The sequence below is a fragment of the Kitasatospora sp. DSM 101779 genome (assembly GCF_025655475.1).
In the GTDB taxonomy this organism is placed as follows: Bacteria; Actinomycetota; Actinomycetes; order Streptomycetales; family Streptomycetaceae; genus Kitasatospora.
Window position 1 is genome coordinate 6,268,874 of the sequence record NZ_JAHTIK010000001.1, and the last position, 15,458, is coordinate 6,284,331.

Below are 15,458 nucleotides of genomic sequence, written 5' to 3' on the forward strand. Positions count from 1 at the left end.
TGGCCGGGGCCGAGGACGGCGACCTCGCCATGCCGGCCGCCCGCCGCCGCGCCCTGCGCGGCCTGTGCGCGGCGCTCGCCGACGGCACCGTCCGCCTCGACGGCGGGGTGGACCGCGACGAGGCCTCCGCCGAGCTGCTCGCGCTGACCGGCATCGGCCCCTGGACGGTCGGCTACCTGCGGATGCGGGCCCTCGGCGACCCGGACGTCTTCCTGCCCGGCGACGCCGGGGTGCGGCACGGGCTGCAGCGGCTCGGCCTGCCCGGGGACGCGGCCGCCGCCGGGGCCGCCGCCCGCCCCTGGTCGCCCTGGCGCTCGTACGCGGTGCACCGGCTCTGGCTCGCCTCGGCAGCCCCCGCCCCCGCCGGCCCGATCGCCCCGGAGGCGGCGCGATGACCACGGTGTTCACCACCATGCCGAGCCCGCTCGGCGAACTGCTGCTCGCCGGCCGGGTGGACGGCGACGGGCCGGTCGCCCTGATCTCCGTCACCGCGCCCGGGCAGCGCGACGCCCCGGCCGAACCGGGGCCCGGCTGGCTGCCCGACCCGGAGGCGCTGGCCCCCGCCGTGGACCAGCTCACCGCCTACTTCGCGGGCACCCGTACCGCGTTCGACCTGCCGCTCGACCCCGAGGGCAGCGAGTTCCGCCGCCGGGTGTGGCAGGCGCTGGACGACATCCCGTACGGCTGCACCGTCACCTACGGCGAGCTCGGTGCCGCGGCCGGCCTGCCCCCGACGGCCGTCCGGGCGGTCGGCGGCGCGGTCGGGGCCAACCCGCTGCTGGTGGTCCGCCCCTGCCACCGTGTCGTCGGCGCGAGCGGCGCCCTCACCGGCTTCGCCGCCGGGATCGACCGCAAGCGATGGCTGCTGGAGCACGAACGCGGCGCCACGCTCTTCTGAGCACCGTCCCCGGGGTCCGTCCGGGTCGGTCCGGCGTGCGGGCAGCGGCCCGGCGGGCTCAGCCGCGCTCGTCCGCGGCGGCGGTGTCGCCGGCGAGGGTGCGGGCGAGGTGTTCGAGGCCGGGCAGGGCGTTCATGACCGCGTCGCGGTCGGTCGGCGAGAGGCTCTCCAGCGCGTCGGCGAGGCGGCGCTCGTGCGCCCGCCGCCAGTCCTGCAGCTGGGTGCGGCCGGCCTCGGTGAGCGCGATCCGCGCGGTGCGGCGGTCGCCCGGGTCGGCCTGGCGGTCCACGAAGCCGGCCTCCAGCAGTTTGCCGACCAGGCCGCTCACGGTGTTCGGGGCCAGCCGCTGCCGGGCCGCCAGTTCGCCGACCCGCATCGGTGCGGCGGCCAGCGTCTGCAGCAACTCGACCTGTGCCATCGGCAGCGACTCCCACGGGTAGTCGGTGCGGATGCTGCTGCGCAGGGCCCGGCGCAGCCGGGTGATCACGTCGGTCAGCCGCTGGGCCCGCTCGATCGCCACGGCCTCCTCCAGGGGGGAGGCGGCGGCCGCGTCCCCGGGCAGGGGAGGAGCGGGCGCGGTGGGCGGCACGGGGTGGGACGGCTCCGACATGGCGGACAGCGTATCGGCTCGCCGGTCGCCTCCCGCCCCACCGCTCACGGGCGTACCACGGGCCGTACTGTTCCGGTCACAGATATGGTCTGTTTACGAGTATGTCTGTTGCAGAGATACTATGGAGCCGTGCCCGACCCCACCCACCGAACCCGTCTGGTCGACAGCGTCCTGCTGCTGGCCGAGCGGCCACGACCGCGCACCGTCGCCGCCTGGCCGCACGCGCACTGGCTCGCGGTGGGCACCGTCTGCCTCGGCGCCTTCCTCGGCCAGCTGACCGCCAGCGTCACCGCCCTGGTCTTCCCGGCGCTGGAGGCGCACTTCGACGCCGGCTTCGCCGCCGTCGAGTGGGTGTCGCTCGCCTACCTGCTGGTGCTCGTCGCCCTGCTGGCGCCGGTCGGCCGGCTCTCGGACACCGTCGGCCGCAAGACGATGTACCTCGGCGGGTTCGCGGTCTTCGCCCTGGCCTCCCTCGCCGCCGGCTTCGCCGGAGGGCTGTGGGTGCTGGTCGCCTGCCGGGCCGTCCAGGCGGTCGGCGGGGCGATGATGCAGGCGAACAGTGTCGCACTGGTCGCCCGCGGGGTACCGGCGGGGGCCATGCGCACCGCGCTCGGCGTCCAGGCGGCCGCCCAGGCGCTCGGCCTGGCCCTCGGACCGACCGTCGGCGGACTGCTGGTTGCGCACGCCTCCTGGCGGTGGGCGTTCTGGGCCAACGTCCCGATCGCCGTGGTCGGCCTGCTGGCCGGCTGGTTCCTGCTGCCGCGCAGCCGCCGCGAGCCCGTCCCGCCCCGCCCCGCGGCAGTCGCCGGGGCCCGCCGCGAGTCCCGCTTCGACCTGCTCGGCCTGGTGCTGCTCGCCGCCGCCTCCTCCTCGCTGCTGCTCGCCCTCTCCACCGCCGCCGGGCTGCCCCTGCCGGGCTGGGCCGTGGTCGTGCTGCTCGCAGCCGCGGGGCTGTTCACCGCGGCGCTCGCCCGGCAGGAGCAGCGGGCGGACACCCCGATCATCGCCCCCGGACTGGTCAACACCCCCGGCGTCCGGGCCGGGCTGGTGGTCGCGCTGATCGGCTACCTGCTGCTGTTCTGCCCACTGGTGCTCGGCCCGGTGATGCTCGCCTCGGCCGGCGTCGGCGCCGGCACCGCGGGCCTGGTGATCACCGCCCTGCCGGCCGCCTTCGCGATCGCCGCCACCGCAGGCGGCGCCCTGCTGCCCCGGCACTGGTCGGACGCCCGCCGCGGCCGCGCCGGCGCCCTGGTGACCACCGCGGGCCTGCTCGTCCTCGCCCTGCTGCCGGTGTCCCCGGTACTCGCCCCCGTCCCGCTGGCCGTGGCCGGCTACGGTCTCGGCCTGCTGCTGCCCGCCAACAACACCCTGGTGATGCGGTCGATCCCGGCCGGGAGTTCCGCCGTCGGCGGCGGCATGGTGAACATGGTGCGCAGCCTCGGCACCGCGCTCGGCACGGCCCTGCCGGTACTCGGCGTCCACCTGGCCGGGGCGGGGACCGGCGGCCGGGCCGTCCTGCTGCTCCTGGTCGCCGCCGCGCTGGCCGCCGTCCGGCTGTGCACCGCCGGCCGCCCCCGGACCGCCGCCCGCAACTGACCCGGGGGAGCGGCCCGGACGCGACGGCGGGCTGGCCGGACGCTCCCGTCCGACCCGCCCGCCGTGGTGCCCGCGCCGCTCAGGACAGCGGCTGCGCCCCGCGCTTCGCGAGCATCGACGTCATCAGGTCGATCTCCGACTTCTGCCCGTTGACCATGGTCTGGGCGAGCCGCTTCTCGACGTCGTTGCGGGCCACGTCCACGTAGCCCTGCGCCATCGCCACGCCGCCCTTGTGGTGCTCGATCATCAGCTGCAGATAGAGCACCTCGGCGTCCCGGCCGCTCAGCGAGCGGAGCTTGGCCAGGTCCGTGTTGGTGGCCATGCCCGGCATCAGCGAGCCGTCGTGCGCGGCGTAGCTGTGGCCCATCCACGCCATCGGCTTGGCCGAGGTGCTCTGGGTCAGGCCCCACTGGTCGAGCCAGCCCGTCATCATGCCGCGCTGGTTCGCCTGGGTGTTGATGATGTCGAAGGCGAGGTTGCGCACCTCCTCGTCCTGCGTGCGGTCGCGGACGATGAAGGACATATCGATGGCCTGCTGGTGGTGGGTCGCCATGTCGCGGGCGAACCCGGCCTCGGGTGAGTCGGTGGCGGGCGCCGCCACCGACGACGGACCGCCGGAGTCCGAGCCGCCCGCCACCAGCGCGGACACGCCGAGGCAGAGCGCGATCACCGCGGCGATCGCCGCCGGCCACCACAGCAGCTTCCGCGACCGGCGCGGCGCACCGCCGTCGCCGGACTCCCCGGTCCGGGTGGCCGAGGTCTCCTCGGCGCCCGTCATCACGGCATCACACCGGAGCTGCAGGACGCGCCGGGCTCCTGGGTCTGCGGACCCTGGACGTACTTGGTGAAGAACTGCTCCACCCGCGGGTCACTGGCGCTGTCCACGTTCAGCTGGGTGCCCCAGGCGGAGAGGGTGATCGGGCTCTTCTCGTCCGGGTACGGGCTCATGAAGGTGTACGGGGTCGCCTTGACCTTCTCCGACAGCTTCTTGATGTCGTCGGCGGACGCCTTCGAGTTGTACGTCACCCAGACCGCGCCGTGCTCCAGCGAGTGCACCGCGTTCTCGTTGGCGAGCGGCTTGTCGTAGACGTCGCCCATGCAGTTCGCCCAGCGCGGGTTGTGGTCGCCGCCGACCGGCGGGGTCTGCGCGTAGGTGACCTTGGTCTCGACGTGGTTGCGCGACAGGTTGTCCCAGGTCTGCACGCCCTGGATCGGGGCCTTGGCGGCAGCCTCCTTCGCGTCCTTGTCGTGCTTGGCGTCGAGGGCTATCCAGGTCCCGGCGCCGATCATGCCGGCCAGCAGCACGCCGGCCAGGCCGAAGATGACGATCTTGTTGCGGCGGTCGCGCTTCTGCTCGGCGGCACGCAGCTCCGCGATGCGGGCCCGGCGGTCGGCCTGCCGCTCGTTCGGGCTCTGCCGGTTGCCCGGGTTGCCGGAGGTCTGCTTGGACGGCTTGGACTGCCTGGAGGCGGAACCCATGAGTGTGTCCTTGTCTCCGCGGTGCGCACGGGCACGGCGGTAGGGCGAGAGGGGGAGGGGGCGGCGGAGCCGTCGGCCCGTCCGGTGCACAGGGGCACGGGTCACGGCCGACGGTGGGTTCCGCTCAGGACCTGTGGACCTGCAGCACGTGGAGGTCGGGCGCAGCGGGCGGCCCGGCCAGCGTGTCGAGCGGGACGGCGGCGGGCAGCGCCGGCGCCGGAACCAGCTGCGGCAGGGCGACCGCCACCGGCTGCGGGGGAGCGTTCGGCAACTGCGCCTCCAGCCCGCGGAACGGGTGGCTGGTGCAGCCCTTCCCCGGACCAGGATGATCGCCGTCGGCGGAGCACCAGACGTGCGGACCGCCCTCGTCGGACCACCCGGCGACGGCATGTCCGGCGCCGTGGGCGGCCGGGACGGCGTCGGCGGCGTGCGGACCGGTTGCGGCCGAGACTGGAGGGGCGGCCGGGAAGTGCCCTGACACCGCCTTCGCCGTCCCGGCGCACGGCAACAGCGTCATCAGACCGGCGACGAGCAGCGCCCACAGCACCACGGCCGGGCGACCGCCCGCGCGGACGGACCGCCCCGGCTCGCCGGTCGCGGATGCTGGCACGCTCATGCGCACATATTAATCAGCCGAAGGGGTGAAGCGGTCCCCCTCTTGGCCCACCCGACCCGGGCCGGAAGGCCCCTCCTGCGCATTTCAGGGGCCCAAAAAGGACGCTCCGGACATCCGCCCCCGACCCGTCCGCGCCCCCTCCGGACGGATGGCCGAATCCGAGCGGATCACACCGTCGCTGCGCCCGGCGGGCGGCCGGGTGTCCCCGAAAGCCGGACACCGTCGTTCTCCTTCGGAAGAATGACCAACCGAGTCCGGCACACCGGCCCGCTCGGCAGACGGCAGACACGGCACGAGGAGCCGCCACGTGAGCAACCAGGGCGCATCCCCGCACGACCGGCCCGAGGACGGCTGGTGGCAGGCGGTCTACGCGGGCCCGGCGGGCACCCTGCCGGATGCTCCCGGGGCCGCCGGGGGCGAGGGCAGCGTCGACGACTGGTTCGACTCCGCGGCCGGCATGATCGGCCCCCAGCGCACCGGCACCCCCGCCGGCCCGGCTCCGGAGGCCGCCCCGGTACCTGAGGCGGGCGCACCGACACACGAGTCGGCACCAGCGGGCGCCGCACCGAAGGACGCACCGGCCCCGTCCCGCCCGCACTGGGCGCCACCGGTGAAGCCGGCGCAGGACCCGGCGGCGGAGCCCGCGCCGCGGCCGGTGCCGGCACCGACGCCGTCCCGCCCGCACTGGGCACCGCCGGCGGCCGCGGAACGGGAGCCCGCCGTACCGCCCGCCGCCCGGCCGGAGCCCGCAGCGGCCCCGCCCCGCCCGAGCTGGGTACCCCTCGCCCGTACCGGCCCGGATCCCGCTGCCGCAGCGGAGCCCGGCGTCGACGAGCCCGGCGTCGACGAGCCCAGTGTCGACGACTGGTTCGACATGGCCGCCGGGGTGATCGGCGGCCCGCGCCCCGCCCCGGCCGTCGCCGAGGAGCAGGCCCCGTCCGCTCCCGAGCCCGTCGACGACGCCGAGCCCGAGCCGACGCTCACGCTCGGAACGGTCCGCCGCCGCGTGCCGGAGCCCGCCCCCGCGGCGCCCGGGCCCGTCGACGGCGCCGAGCCCGAGCCGACGCTCACGCTGGGTACCGTCCGGCGGCCCGGGCCGGAGCCGGACACCACCGTCGACGTGCGTCCCGCCGGACGGCCCGCCGCCCCCGTGACCGGTCCGACGGTGATCCTGCGCAAGCTCGCGTCCCCCGACGCGGACCGGCCCGAGTCGACGACGTCCGCCCCGGCCCGACCCGCCCAGGTGGAGCCCGCTCCGGCCGAAGCCGCCCCGGCGCAGCCCGCCGCGGCCCAGCCCCGTCCCGCCCCGCGCCGGATCCCGCTGGAACCGCCGGTCCCGCACGTGGGCGAGCGGCCCCCGACGTACAGCCCGGAGCCCACCGCGCTGCCGGCCTCCGATCCGGCCGGGCTGGGTGCGATCGTTCCGGACACCGTGCTCGACGGCGCCCAGTACGGCCCGGCGATACTGCGGGCGGCCTCCGTCCGCGGCGACTCCGCCCGGTTCCGCGGCGAACCGCGCCGCGACGCCCTGCTGGTGACCCGGTTCGGCGAGGGCGAGGACGGCCTGGTGCTCGCGGTGGTCGCCTCGCCCGCCCGCTCGGCGGACGCCGCCACCGGCTCGGCCGCCGCCGCGGAGGCCGCCCGGCAGCTCGCCGCCGCGATCGGCCGCAGCCGGGTCGAACTCGCCGCGGACCTGCGCGCCGGGGCCCGCGACCGGCTCCGCTACGGCCTGCAGCGGCTCACCGTCGGTGCGGCCGCCCGCCTCCGGCCGGCCGGCGACCCGCCGGTGGAGCCCGGCGACGCGGAGTCCGGCGCGCTGCACTGCCTGCTCGTCCCGCTGGACGGCGAGGCCGGGCACCGGGCCGCGTTCGGCACCGGCCCCGGCGGGCTCTACCTGCTGCGTTCCGGCCACTGGATCGACGCCTACGCGGCCCGGCTGCTGCACCACCCCGACGGGGAGCCGCAGCCGGCGGCCGCCGCCGCGGCGCCCCGGCCGTTCCGGTTCCGGATGGTGCCCGCGACGACCGGTGACATCCTGCTGCTCTGCACGGCGGGCCTGGCCGGCCCGATCGCGGACGAGCCCGCGGTGGCGCGTTTCCTCTCCAACCACTGGGCCCACCCGCACCCGCCGGGCAGTGTCGACTTCCTGCGCCAGGTCCAGGTGCGGGCCAAGGGCTACGCCGACGACCGCACCGCCGCCGCGCTCTGGACGGAGTAGCGGCGGCCCGCCGCCCCGTGACCGCCGCTCAGTCGAGCAGGGCGGCGGTCACGGAGGCGACCTGGGCCAGGGCATCGGCGCGGTCGGCCCCCGGCAGGCCGACGGCCAGCGGGACGGCGAAGCCGTCGAGCACGGCGCGGATCTGCCGTGCCCGGTCGTGCGGTTCCCCCGCCGTGCCGTGCTCGCCGTCGGCGGGCGGACGGCGGAAGGCGCCGGAGGCGACGCCCTCCTCGATCAGCGCGACGAGGTCGGCCTGCCAGGGAGCCTCGATCTCCAGCTGGCCCTGCCGGATCTCGGCGCTGGCGGGCGAGCGGCCCCAGACCTCGACCCAGAGGATCCACCGGGGATCGCCGGGCCCCTCGGGCAGGTACAGCTCGGCGTAGGCGGCGAGCCGCTGCCGGACGGTGAGCTCCTGCCGGGCCAGGGCGGCGCGCCGCCGCCCGCCGAGCTGCTCCTCGCTCCAGCGGAGGGTCTCCAGCAGCAGCTGGTCCTTGCTGCCGAAGTAGTAGAGGAGGTGGCCGGCGCTCATCTGCAGCTCGCGGCCGAGACCGGCCATGGTGAGTTTGTCGAGTCCGTGCTCGGCGATCGCGGCCCGGGCGGTCGCGAAGACCTCCTCGCGGGGCCGTGCGGCCCGGCGCGCCCGCGGCTCCGCCATGTCCTGCTCCTCCTCGTCGTCCGGCCCCACTTTAGGGCTTCGCCACCGGGCCGTCGGCGAGCGGTCTCACCAGCCGCTGTGCTCCTGGCCCTCGGCCTCCTCCTGTCGGCCGGCGGCGCGGCCGGCCTCGTACACCTTGCGCACGAACTCGGCAGCCTGCTCCTGGTCGAGGTCGTCGGTGAGGCGCATCAGCTCGTCGGTGAAGGTGATCAGCCAGTGTGTGGTCATGCCCTCATGACACCGTGCGGGACGGCGCGCAGCCCGCCGGACACCGTCCGGCGGGCTGCGCGTCCTGCACAATCACTCGTCCGGCCGGGGCCGGAGCGGCGGTCAGAACGCCGAGTCGTAGGTGTAGTACCGGGTGTGGTCGAGCATGTCGGCCGGGGTGGTGTCGTTCCACGGCTTCATCGCGGTGTTCAGCGAGACCACGTTGGTGGTGGCGGCGGTCGGCAGGTAGCCCTGCTGGGGGTGGCGGCGCTGCCACTCGGCCCACAGCTTGTCGATGAAGCAGTGGTGCAGCCAGAACACCGGGTCGTTGGGGGACATGCCGGTGCCCATCAGACCGCCGACCCAGACGTGCACCCGGTTGTGCAGGTTGACGCCGCGCCAGCCCTCCAGCTGGTTGCGGAAGCCTGCGGAGGAGCTGTTCCACGGGGCGGCGTCGTAGGTCTGGACGGCGAGGACGGACTCCACCTCGGCCCGGGTGGGCAGTTGGGCGACGCCGGTGCCGAGCGAGCGGCGCAGGTAGTCGCGGCTGTCGGGGCGGACGGTGATCGTCCACTGGCCGCCGGCGCCGGCGAACGGGCCGGTGGTGACGCGGTTGTCGCCGGAGCGGCCGTTGCCGCCGAGCAGGTCGTCGGCCCACAGGCCGGCGGTGGCGGTGCGGTCGGCCGTCCAGTCCCAGTAGGGCAGGGTGACCGCGGGGTTGACGGACTGCAGGTCCTGCTCGAACTGGAGCAGGAACTTGCGGTGCCAGGGCAGGAACGACGGCGAGCGGTGGCCCGTCCGCTCGCCGTTGTCGGTGTCGCTGACGATGAAGCGGTTGTGGGTGCTGACGTAGGCGTCGTAGCGGCCGAGCCGCTTGAGCTGGAGCAGGGCGTCGACGAAGTCGCGCTTCTCCTTGGCCGTGAGGGTCGCCTGGTTCTTGCGGACCGCCATGGTGTCCTCCTGGAGGTGCTGGTGGGTGGGTGCGGGGGAGGGGCGGGCCCGGTCAGGCGATCGGGACGAGGGTGGCGCCCTGCAGCTCGACGACGGCGGCGCGGGCGAGCGCGAGCGGGGTCTGGTGCGGCTGGTAGTGGTTGACGACGCTGATCCAGGTCCCGTCGGCGTTGCGCATGACGTGCAGTTCCTCGCCGTCGACCTGCACGGTGTAGTCGGCGCCGTGGTGGTGGTGGCCGGATGCGGCGGGGCGGCCCTGGATGCGGCGGCCGCGGTAGACCTCGTCGAAGGTGTCGTGGCCGCCGGGCCCGGCCGCGGCGGCCGGGGTTCCGGTCGGTCCGGCGAGGCCGAGGACGGCGGTGCCGACGGCGGCGGTGAGGGCGACGCCGGCGCCCTGGAGCATCCGGCGGCGGGTCAGCTCGGCGTGGTGACCGGCTTCGGGCATGGGTGATTCCCCCCTGGTGGAGCGGATCTGACGACGCGTCGGCGGCGGCACGTGCTTGTGGCATATGCGCCGTCGCGCGGTCCCCATGCTGGCAAGGCGGGCCGCGGCCGCGGAACCGTCCATCGGCGGGGGCCGGTCGACAGACCGAAATCCGGACACGGGTGAACGCTCAACGAACACCGTGGGCCGCGCCCGACGGAGGGCTGACGGCGCGTCGGCCCGGGCCGGGCGATCAGCCCTGCGTGCCGGTGGGCCCGTCCGCGGTGGTGGGCCTGGTGCCGTACTCGGCGGCCCAGCGGCTGCCGAGCAGCACGATGTCGGCGGTCTCCACTGCGCGGCCGGCGGCCTGGTCGTAGTAGGTGCGCTCGACGGCCAGGACGGGGGCCGCGGGCGTGCTGCCGAGCAGGGCGGCCTCGGCGCGCGAGGCGCCGCGGGCGGTGACCCGCTCGACCGGGGTGCCGACCTCGATCCCGATCAGCGCCATCCGGTCGGCGACGCCGATGCCCGCGTAGGGGCCGGCCTCCGGCAGGACCACCAGGGTGCCGCCGGTGACGGCCATCGGCTCCCAGGAGTCGGCCAGTTGGACCGGCTCGCCGTCGGCCCGGTAGACGTACGCGGTGTGCATCACCGGGTCGCCGGGGGCGATGCCGAGGCGTTCCGCGATCCGCGCGTCGGCCCGGGCGGTGGTCGACTCGCTGTCCCAACTCGCCCGGACGCCCTGGGCGGTGAGCAGTGCCTCGGTCGGCGATCCGGAGCCGGCGGCGACCCGTGGGCGGCGCACCAGCAGGGGGCGTTCCTCCTGCGAGCGGACGAAGTGGCCGCGGCCCGGCCGCGCGACGACCAGGCCCTCGTCGACGAGCACGGCGTACGCGCGCTGGCCGACGGTGCCGGAGTACCCGGTCTCCTCCTTGATCTCGGAGAGGGAGGGCAGGAGGTCACCGGGCGCGAGGTCGCCGGACTGGATGCGCTGGCGGAGCCGCTCGGCCACCCGGAGGTACGGGGGCGGCGAGCTGTCCTGACTCATCCTGTGTCCTCTCACTGAGTGACGGCGAGGTGACAGAGTATCCGTCCGGCCACTAGTCTATTAGTACAGTTCCAGTCTGTTACTAGGGAAGGGGCGGTGCAGGTCAGCGTGCGTGCGAACGTCCTGCGCGAAGCCCTCGAACGGGCCACCGGCGAGGTCGCGACGACCACCGGGAAAGCCCCTGGCGCTGTCCGCATCACCGTGACGATCCCGGAGCGGTGCACCGACGAGCAGTGGGCCGCCGTGCTGCAGGTCCTGAGATCAGTGGCGCGCTGGGGCGCCAGTGACGGCGCCGGTCGCACCGTGGTCTGGGCCGAGGTCCAGGAGGACCCGTGCTGAAGCCGAACCCCGATCCCGACCGCGACTCCGCCGACTCCGCGGATTCCGCCGGTCCGCGCGAGTCCCGCGAAGCCCTGCCCGAGCCGGACGAGGTGCCGCGCTACCGGCGCTGCGGGCGGTGCGCCCGCTGCCACGGCGGCGGCCCGGGTGCTCCGCCGACCGGCGACTGCTGGTCCGACTACCTGGACGCCGTCACCGAGGTGCTCACCCGCGCCGCCGGCGGCTGAATCCGACCGGGCGGGGCCGTCCCGGTGCAGCAACGCCGGGGCGGGCGCGGCACCTCGCGGTACCGCGCCGGCCCCGGCGTGCGACAGCCGACCCTGCGTCAGCCCTGCGGCTGCTGCTGGGTGATGCAGTGGATACCGCCGCCGTTGGCGAAGATCTCCCGGGCGTCGACCAGCTCCACCGTGCGGCCCGGGTAGGCCTCGGCGAGGATCGCGGCCGCCTCCTGGTCGCGCGGGTCGTCGAAGGCGCAGAGCACCACGGCGCCGTTCGCCACGTAGTGGTTGATGTACGAGTAGTCGACCGGCTCGCCCTCCTCGTCCAGCAGCACCGTGGGCGCGGGCAGTTCGATCACCTCGAGCGGCCGGCCCTGCGCGTCGGTGGAGGCGCGCAGGATCGCCACCAGCTCCCGGCAGACCTCGTGGTCCGGGTGGGCCGGGTCGGGCTGCACGTGTGCCACGACCACGCCGGGGCGGACGAAGGAGGCGACGATGTCGATGTGCCCGCGGGTGCCGAACTCGTCGTAGTCGCGGGTGAGTCCGCGCGGCAGCCAGATCGCCTTCGTGGTGCCGAGGAAGGCGTGCAGCTCGGCCTCGACCTCCTCGCGGGTCCAGTCGGAGTTGCGGCCCTCGCCCAGCTGCACGGTGTCGGTGACCAGGACGGTGCCCTCGCCGTCGACGTGGATGCCGCCGCCCTCGTTGATCAGCCGGGAGGCGAAGCGCTGCACACCGGCGAGCCCGGTGATGTGCTCGGCGATGTGCTGGTCGTTGTCCCAGCGGGCCCAGGACTGCGCGCCCCAGCCGTTGAAGATCCAGTCCGCGGCGGCCACCCCGCCCTTGCCGTCGACCAGGAAGGTCGGGCCGATGTCGCGCATCCACGCGTCGTCGAGCGGCCGTTCCACGATCTCCACCTCGGGGGCGACGTACTTGCGCGCCTCCTCGGTCTCGCCGGTGTTGACGACCAGCGTCACCGGCTCGTACCGGACGATGGTGTTGGCGACGGCGGCCCAGGCCTCGCGGCCGGCGTGCAGGTGTTCGGGGCTGTCGAAGGTGGGGTTGGTGGTCGGGAAGGCCATCCAGGTGCGCTCGTGCGGGTGCCATTCGGCGGGCATCCGGAATCCGAGCTCGGCGGGAGTGGTCATGAGGGTGCGTTCCTAAGCGGTGGTGGGGTGGGGGTCAGAGGAAGTAGAGGCGGCTGAGCGAGACGCTGTCGGCGGGGTCGGAGCGCAGCGGTTCGCCGTCCAGCGAGACCAGGCCGGTGGCGGCCTCCACCTGGACGTGGCCGGTCCGGGCGTTGCGCACCATGTCCTTCGGACCGATCCCGCGGGTGCCCCGGACACCCACCCGGCGCCTGCGGGTGGGCAGTTGGTCACCGGCGACGTCCAGGTAGGAGGCCTCGGCGGCGGCCTGCGAGACGAAGGCGACCGAGATGTCCGCGGCGGTGGCGCCGTGCGCGCCGAACTGCGGCCCGAGGACGAGCGGTTCGCAGCGGTCGGTGGACGCGTTGGGGTCGCCGACCACGCCGTACGCGGGGAAGCCCGCCTTGAGGACCAGTTGCGGCTTGGCACCGAAGTGGTCGGCCCGCCACAGCACGATGTCGGCGAGCTTGCCGACCTCCAGCGAGCCCACCTCGTGGGAGAGGCCGTGGGCGATGGCCGGGTTGATGGTGAGTTTGGCGATGTAGCGCAGCACGCGCTCGTTGTCGTCGCCGCCGGCGGTGGTGCCGTACGAGCCCTCGCCGTCCATCGGGCCGAGTTCGGCCTTCATCTTGCCGGCCATGGCGAAGGTGCGGCGCACCGTCTCGCCGGCCCGGCCCATGCCCTGGGCGTCGGAGGAGGTGATGCCGATGACCCCGAGGTCGTGCAGCACGTCCTCGGCGCCCATCGTGCCCGCCCGGATCCGGTCGCGGGCCATCGCGGCGTCGCCCGGCAGGTCGACCTTGAGGTCGTGCGCGGAGACGATCATGCCGAAGTGCTCGCCGAGGGCGTCCCGGCCGAAGGGCAGGGTGGGGTTGGTGGAGGAGCCGATGACGTTCTCCACACCGGCCATCTTCAGCACGTTGGGGACGTGCCCGCCGCCGCAGCCCTCGATGTGGAAGGCGTGGATGGTGCGGCCCTCCAGCACCTTGATGGTGTCCTCGACGGAGAGGCACTCGTTCAGGCCGTCGGTGTGCAGGGCGACCTGGACGTCGTACTCCTCGGCGACCCGCAGTGCGGTGTCCAGGGCGCGGGTGTGCGCGCCCATGTCCTCGTGCACCTTGAAGCCGGAGGCGCCGCCTTCGGCGAGCGCCTCGATCAGCGGGGCTGCGTCGGAGGAGGAGCCGCGGCCGAGGAAGCCGATGTTGACCGGCCAGGCGTCGAAGGCGTTGAAGGCGTGCCGCAGCGCCCAGGGGGAGTTGACGCCGACGCCCCAGACCGGGCCGAACTCCTGGCCGATGATCGTGGTGACGCCTGAGGCCAGCGAGGCCTCCATGATCCGCGGCGAGAGCAGGTGGACGTGGGTGTCGATGGCGCCGGCGGTGGCGATCATGCCCTCGCCGGAGACGATCGTGGTGCCGGTGGAGACGACGACGTCCACACCGTCCATGGTGTCCGGGTTGCCGGCCCGTCCGACGGAGACGATCCGGCCGTCCCGGATGCCGATCGAGGTCTTGCGGATGCCCTGGACCGCGTCGATGACCACGACGTTGCTGATCACCACGTCGCAGGTCTCGCGGATCGCGGTGGCCTTGAGGTGCAGGCCGTCCCGCGCGGTCTTGCCGAAGCCGGCGAGGAACTCGTTGCCGGGCTCCTGCGAGTCGGACTCGACCCGGACGATCAGCCCGCTGTCGCCGAGCCGGATCCGGTCGCCCGCCCGTGCGCCGTGCACGGAGATGTAGTCATGGGGGGAAATCGCTGTCATGACTCGACCTCCGCGTCGTCGAAGCCGGTGAGGTAGCCGGTGGCGCGCGCCTTCTCCAGTGCGGCCTCCTTGGCGCCGGGCGCGTCCAGCGGCCCGTCGACCAGCCCGGCGAATCCGATCGCGACCCGCTCGCCGCCGATCGGGACGAGGCCGACCTCGACGGTGGCCCCGGGGTCGAACCGCACCGAGGACCCGGCCGGCACGGCCAGGTGCGTGCCGTAGGCGGCCGCGCGGTCGAAGGCGAGACGCGGGTTGGCCTCGAAGAAGTGGAAGTGCGAGGTGACCGAGATCGGCACCGCCGCGGTGTTGTGGACGGGCAGCACGACCGTCTCCTCGACGGGGTCGTAGCCGTGCCCCGGGCCCACCAGGGCCGCGCCGGGCGCCTCGTCGCCGAGTGAGCCGGAACCGCGGAACGGGTCGTTGACCACGGCGAGCCGGGTGCCGTCGTCGAAGACCGCCTCGACCTGCACCACGGTGACCACGTCGGGCACGCCGGGCAGGACGTCGTCGGCGGAGAGCACCGAGCGCCCGGCCTCGATGGCCTCGGCCAGCCGCCGGCCGTCGCGGGCCGCCTCGCAGACGGTGTCGGCGATCAGCGCGGTGGCCTCGGGCACGTTCAGTTTCACACCGCGGGCGCGGCGGGCGCGGGCCAGTTCGGCAGCTGTGAAGATCAGCAGCCGGTCCCGTTCGGTGGGGGTCAGTCGCACGGTTCCTCGCTCGCGGGTGCCGATGGGTGGTCGATGGCGTTAGAACGGCGTTCAAACTTCGGGGCCCCATTGAACCCGGGCCCGGCCGCCGTGTCCAGCGTTGCTCGCTCGGAGGTGCTCCGCACGGCGGCGCGACGGGGGCGGCGCGGCCGGGATCCGGCAGTGGCCCCTTCGGGCTCCCGCGGCGGTACGGGCGTGCGCCCGGGGTGCCGGGGGCGGGCCGGAGGAGGCCCCGTGCGCCCCGCAAACCTCTTCGGCCGTGCCCGGAGGATCACGGGGTCGCGCCCGAGCCCCGCTTCACCCCGGGTGGCCGGGACCGGGCTGTTGCGGGCGGTTGGGAATGGGCATGAGGACTTCCGACGGCTGGACGCCCCCGGAGGGGGACCGGTGGGGCGTTCCTGAGCAGGGCGGGGGCGTTTTGATGGACGGTCAGCCACGTTTTCCGCACCGACGGCCGCCGGCCGCCGGTCCGGGCGGCGGGCGTACGGGATCCGGTGGCCGCACCGCGCGGGACGGGGGTCCCGGGGCCGGATCGGGGGCGCCCGGGGCGTCCGGTGCGGAGGCTGTCGGGAGCCCGGTGCGGGCCGGCGG

The 15,458-nt window shown here is 75.0% G+C and carries 18 protein-coding genes; 6 read left to right on the top strand and 12 right to left on the bottom strand.

Translation table 11 applies throughout. The features are described 5' to 3' along the window. On the top strand, positions 1-395 hold a 395-nt coding region (locus tag KSNIM_RS28505; protein ID WP_411543788.1), incomplete at its 5' end, for a DNA-3-methyladenine glycosylase family protein. After that, on the top strand, positions 392-898 hold the full coding sequence (locus KSNIM_RS28510) for a methylated-DNA--[protein]-cysteine S-methyltransferase (protein ID WP_263105979.1): 507 nt from the start codon (positions 392-394) through the stop codon (positions 896-898). The genes KSNIM_RS28505 and KSNIM_RS28510, both read left to right, overlap by 4 nt. A 58-nt stretch (positions 899-956) precedes the next feature. Here the strand turns inward: KSNIM_RS28510 and KSNIM_RS28515 are convergent, their stop codons facing one another. Then, positions 957-1,508 carry a MarR family winged helix-turn-helix transcriptional regulator gene (locus KSNIM_RS28515; protein ID WP_263105980.1) on the bottom strand — a complete coding sequence of 184 codons (552 nt, stop codon included), beginning with the start codon at positions 1,506-1,508 and terminating at the stop codon, positions 957-959. A gap of 129 nt (positions 1,509-1,637) precedes the next feature. On the opposite strand from KSNIM_RS28515, the gene KSNIM_RS28520 reads away from it, so the two are divergent. Then, positions 1,638-3,104, top strand: a complete 1,467-nt coding sequence (locus tag KSNIM_RS28520; protein ID WP_263105981.1) for an MFS transporter — start codon at positions 1,638-1,640, stop codon at positions 3,102-3,104. A gap of 79 nt (positions 3,105-3,183) precedes the next feature. On the opposite strand, the gene KSNIM_RS28525 is transcribed toward KSNIM_RS28520, so the two are convergent. The 3 genes from KSNIM_RS28525 to KSNIM_RS28535 all read right to left on the bottom strand — a co-directional run bounded on the left by KSNIM_RS28525 (position 3,184) and on the right by KSNIM_RS28535 (position 5,199). Continuing rightward, on the bottom strand, positions 3,184-3,882 hold the full coding sequence (locus KSNIM_RS28525; protein WP_263105982.1) for a DUF305 domain-containing protein: 699 nt from the start codon (positions 3,880-3,882) through the stop codon (positions 3,184-3,186). Beyond that, complete coding sequence (locus KSNIM_RS28530) at positions 3,882-4,583, bottom strand: DUF3105 domain-containing protein (RefSeq protein ID WP_263105983.1); 702 nt, start codon at positions 4,581-4,583, stop codon at positions 3,882-3,884. Before KSNIM_RS28530 ends, KSNIM_RS28525 begins: the two co-directional genes overlap by 1 nt. A gap of 124 nt (positions 4,584-4,707) precedes the next feature. Continuing rightward, positions 4,708-5,199, bottom strand: a complete 492-nt coding sequence (locus tag KSNIM_RS28535) for a hypothetical protein (protein ID WP_263105984.1) — start codon at positions 5,197-5,199, stop codon at positions 4,708-4,710. Positions 5,200-5,506: 307 nt separating this feature from the next. On the opposite strand from KSNIM_RS28535, the gene KSNIM_RS28540 reads away from it, so the two are divergent. Beyond that, a complete protein-coding gene (locus KSNIM_RS28540; RefSeq protein WP_263105985.1) occupies positions 5,507-7,417 on the top strand; it encodes a protein phosphatase 2C domain-containing protein in 1,911 nt (636 codons plus the stop codon). A 28-nt stretch (positions 7,418-7,445) separates the two neighbouring features. On the opposite strand, the gene KSNIM_RS28545 is transcribed toward KSNIM_RS28540, so the two are convergent. The 5 genes from KSNIM_RS28545 to KSNIM_RS28565 form a co-directional block, all read right to left on the bottom strand. Beyond that, positions 7,446-8,072, bottom strand: coding sequence for a TetR/AcrR family transcriptional regulator (locus KSNIM_RS28545; RefSeq protein ID WP_263105986.1), 627 nt, complete (start codon positions 8,070-8,072; stop codon positions 7,446-7,448). Positions 8,073-8,138: 66 nt separating this feature from the next. After that, positions 8,139-8,300, bottom strand: a complete 162-nt coding sequence (locus tag KSNIM_RS28550) for a hypothetical protein (RefSeq protein ID WP_263105987.1) — start codon at positions 8,298-8,300, stop codon at positions 8,139-8,141. 102 nt (positions 8,301-8,402) lie between these two features. Beyond that, positions 8,403-9,230 (bottom strand): tyrosinase MelC2, encoded by an 828-nt coding sequence (gene melC2, locus KSNIM_RS28555; protein WP_263105988.1) that lies wholly within the window; start codon positions 9,228-9,230, stop codon positions 8,403-8,405. Between the two features lie 52 nt (positions 9,231-9,282). Then, the gene (gene melC1, locus KSNIM_RS28560; protein ID WP_263105989.1) at positions 9,283-9,675 is read right to left on the bottom strand and encodes an apotyrosinase chaperone MelC1; all 393 of its coding nucleotides are present in this window, start codon (positions 9,673-9,675) and stop codon (positions 9,283-9,285) included. Positions 9,676-9,907: 232 nt separating this feature from the next. Beyond that, on the bottom strand, positions 9,908-10,699 hold the full coding sequence (locus KSNIM_RS28565; protein WP_263105990.1) for a GntR family transcriptional regulator: 792 nt from the start codon (positions 10,697-10,699) through the stop codon (positions 9,908-9,910). Between the two features lie 96 nt (positions 10,700-10,795). Here KSNIM_RS28565 and KSNIM_RS28570 point away from each other — a divergent pair, with 96 nt between their 5' ends. Further along, positions 10,796-11,038 carry a hypothetical protein gene (locus KSNIM_RS28570; protein ID WP_263105991.1) on the top strand — a complete coding sequence of 81 codons (243 nt, stop codon included), beginning with the start codon at positions 10,796-10,798 and terminating at the stop codon, positions 11,036-11,038. Next, positions 11,032-11,265, top strand: coding sequence for a hypothetical protein (locus KSNIM_RS28575; RefSeq protein WP_263105992.1), 234 nt, complete (start codon positions 11,032-11,034; stop codon positions 11,263-11,265). The genes KSNIM_RS28570 and KSNIM_RS28575 overlap by 7 nt, the downstream gene beginning before the upstream one ends. A gap of 98 nt (positions 11,266-11,363) precedes the next feature. Here KSNIM_RS28575 and KSNIM_RS28580 read toward each other — a convergent pair whose 3' ends face one another. Genes KSNIM_RS28580 through KSNIM_RS28590 form a run of 3 tightly spaced genes read right to left on the bottom strand, consistent with a single transcriptional unit; the run spans position 11,364 to position 14,867 of the window. Then, entirely contained in the window at positions 11,364-12,401 is a 1,038-nt protein-coding gene (locus tag KSNIM_RS28580) for an agmatine/peptidylarginine deiminase (protein ID WP_263105993.1), read from the bottom strand. Positions 12,402-12,435: 34 nt separating this feature from the next. Continuing rightward, the gene (locus KSNIM_RS28585; RefSeq protein ID WP_263105995.1) at positions 12,436-14,160 is read right to left on the bottom strand and encodes an urease subunit alpha; all 1,725 of its coding nucleotides are present in this window, start codon (positions 14,158-14,160) and stop codon (positions 12,436-12,438) included. After that, the gene (locus KSNIM_RS28590) at positions 14,157-14,867 is read right to left on the bottom strand and encodes an urease subunit gamma (RefSeq protein WP_263105996.1); all 711 of its coding nucleotides are present in this window, start codon (positions 14,865-14,867) and stop codon (positions 14,157-14,159) included. Before KSNIM_RS28590 ends, KSNIM_RS28585 begins: the two co-directional genes overlap by 4 nt. Positions 14,868-15,458 lie beyond the last annotated feature (591 nt).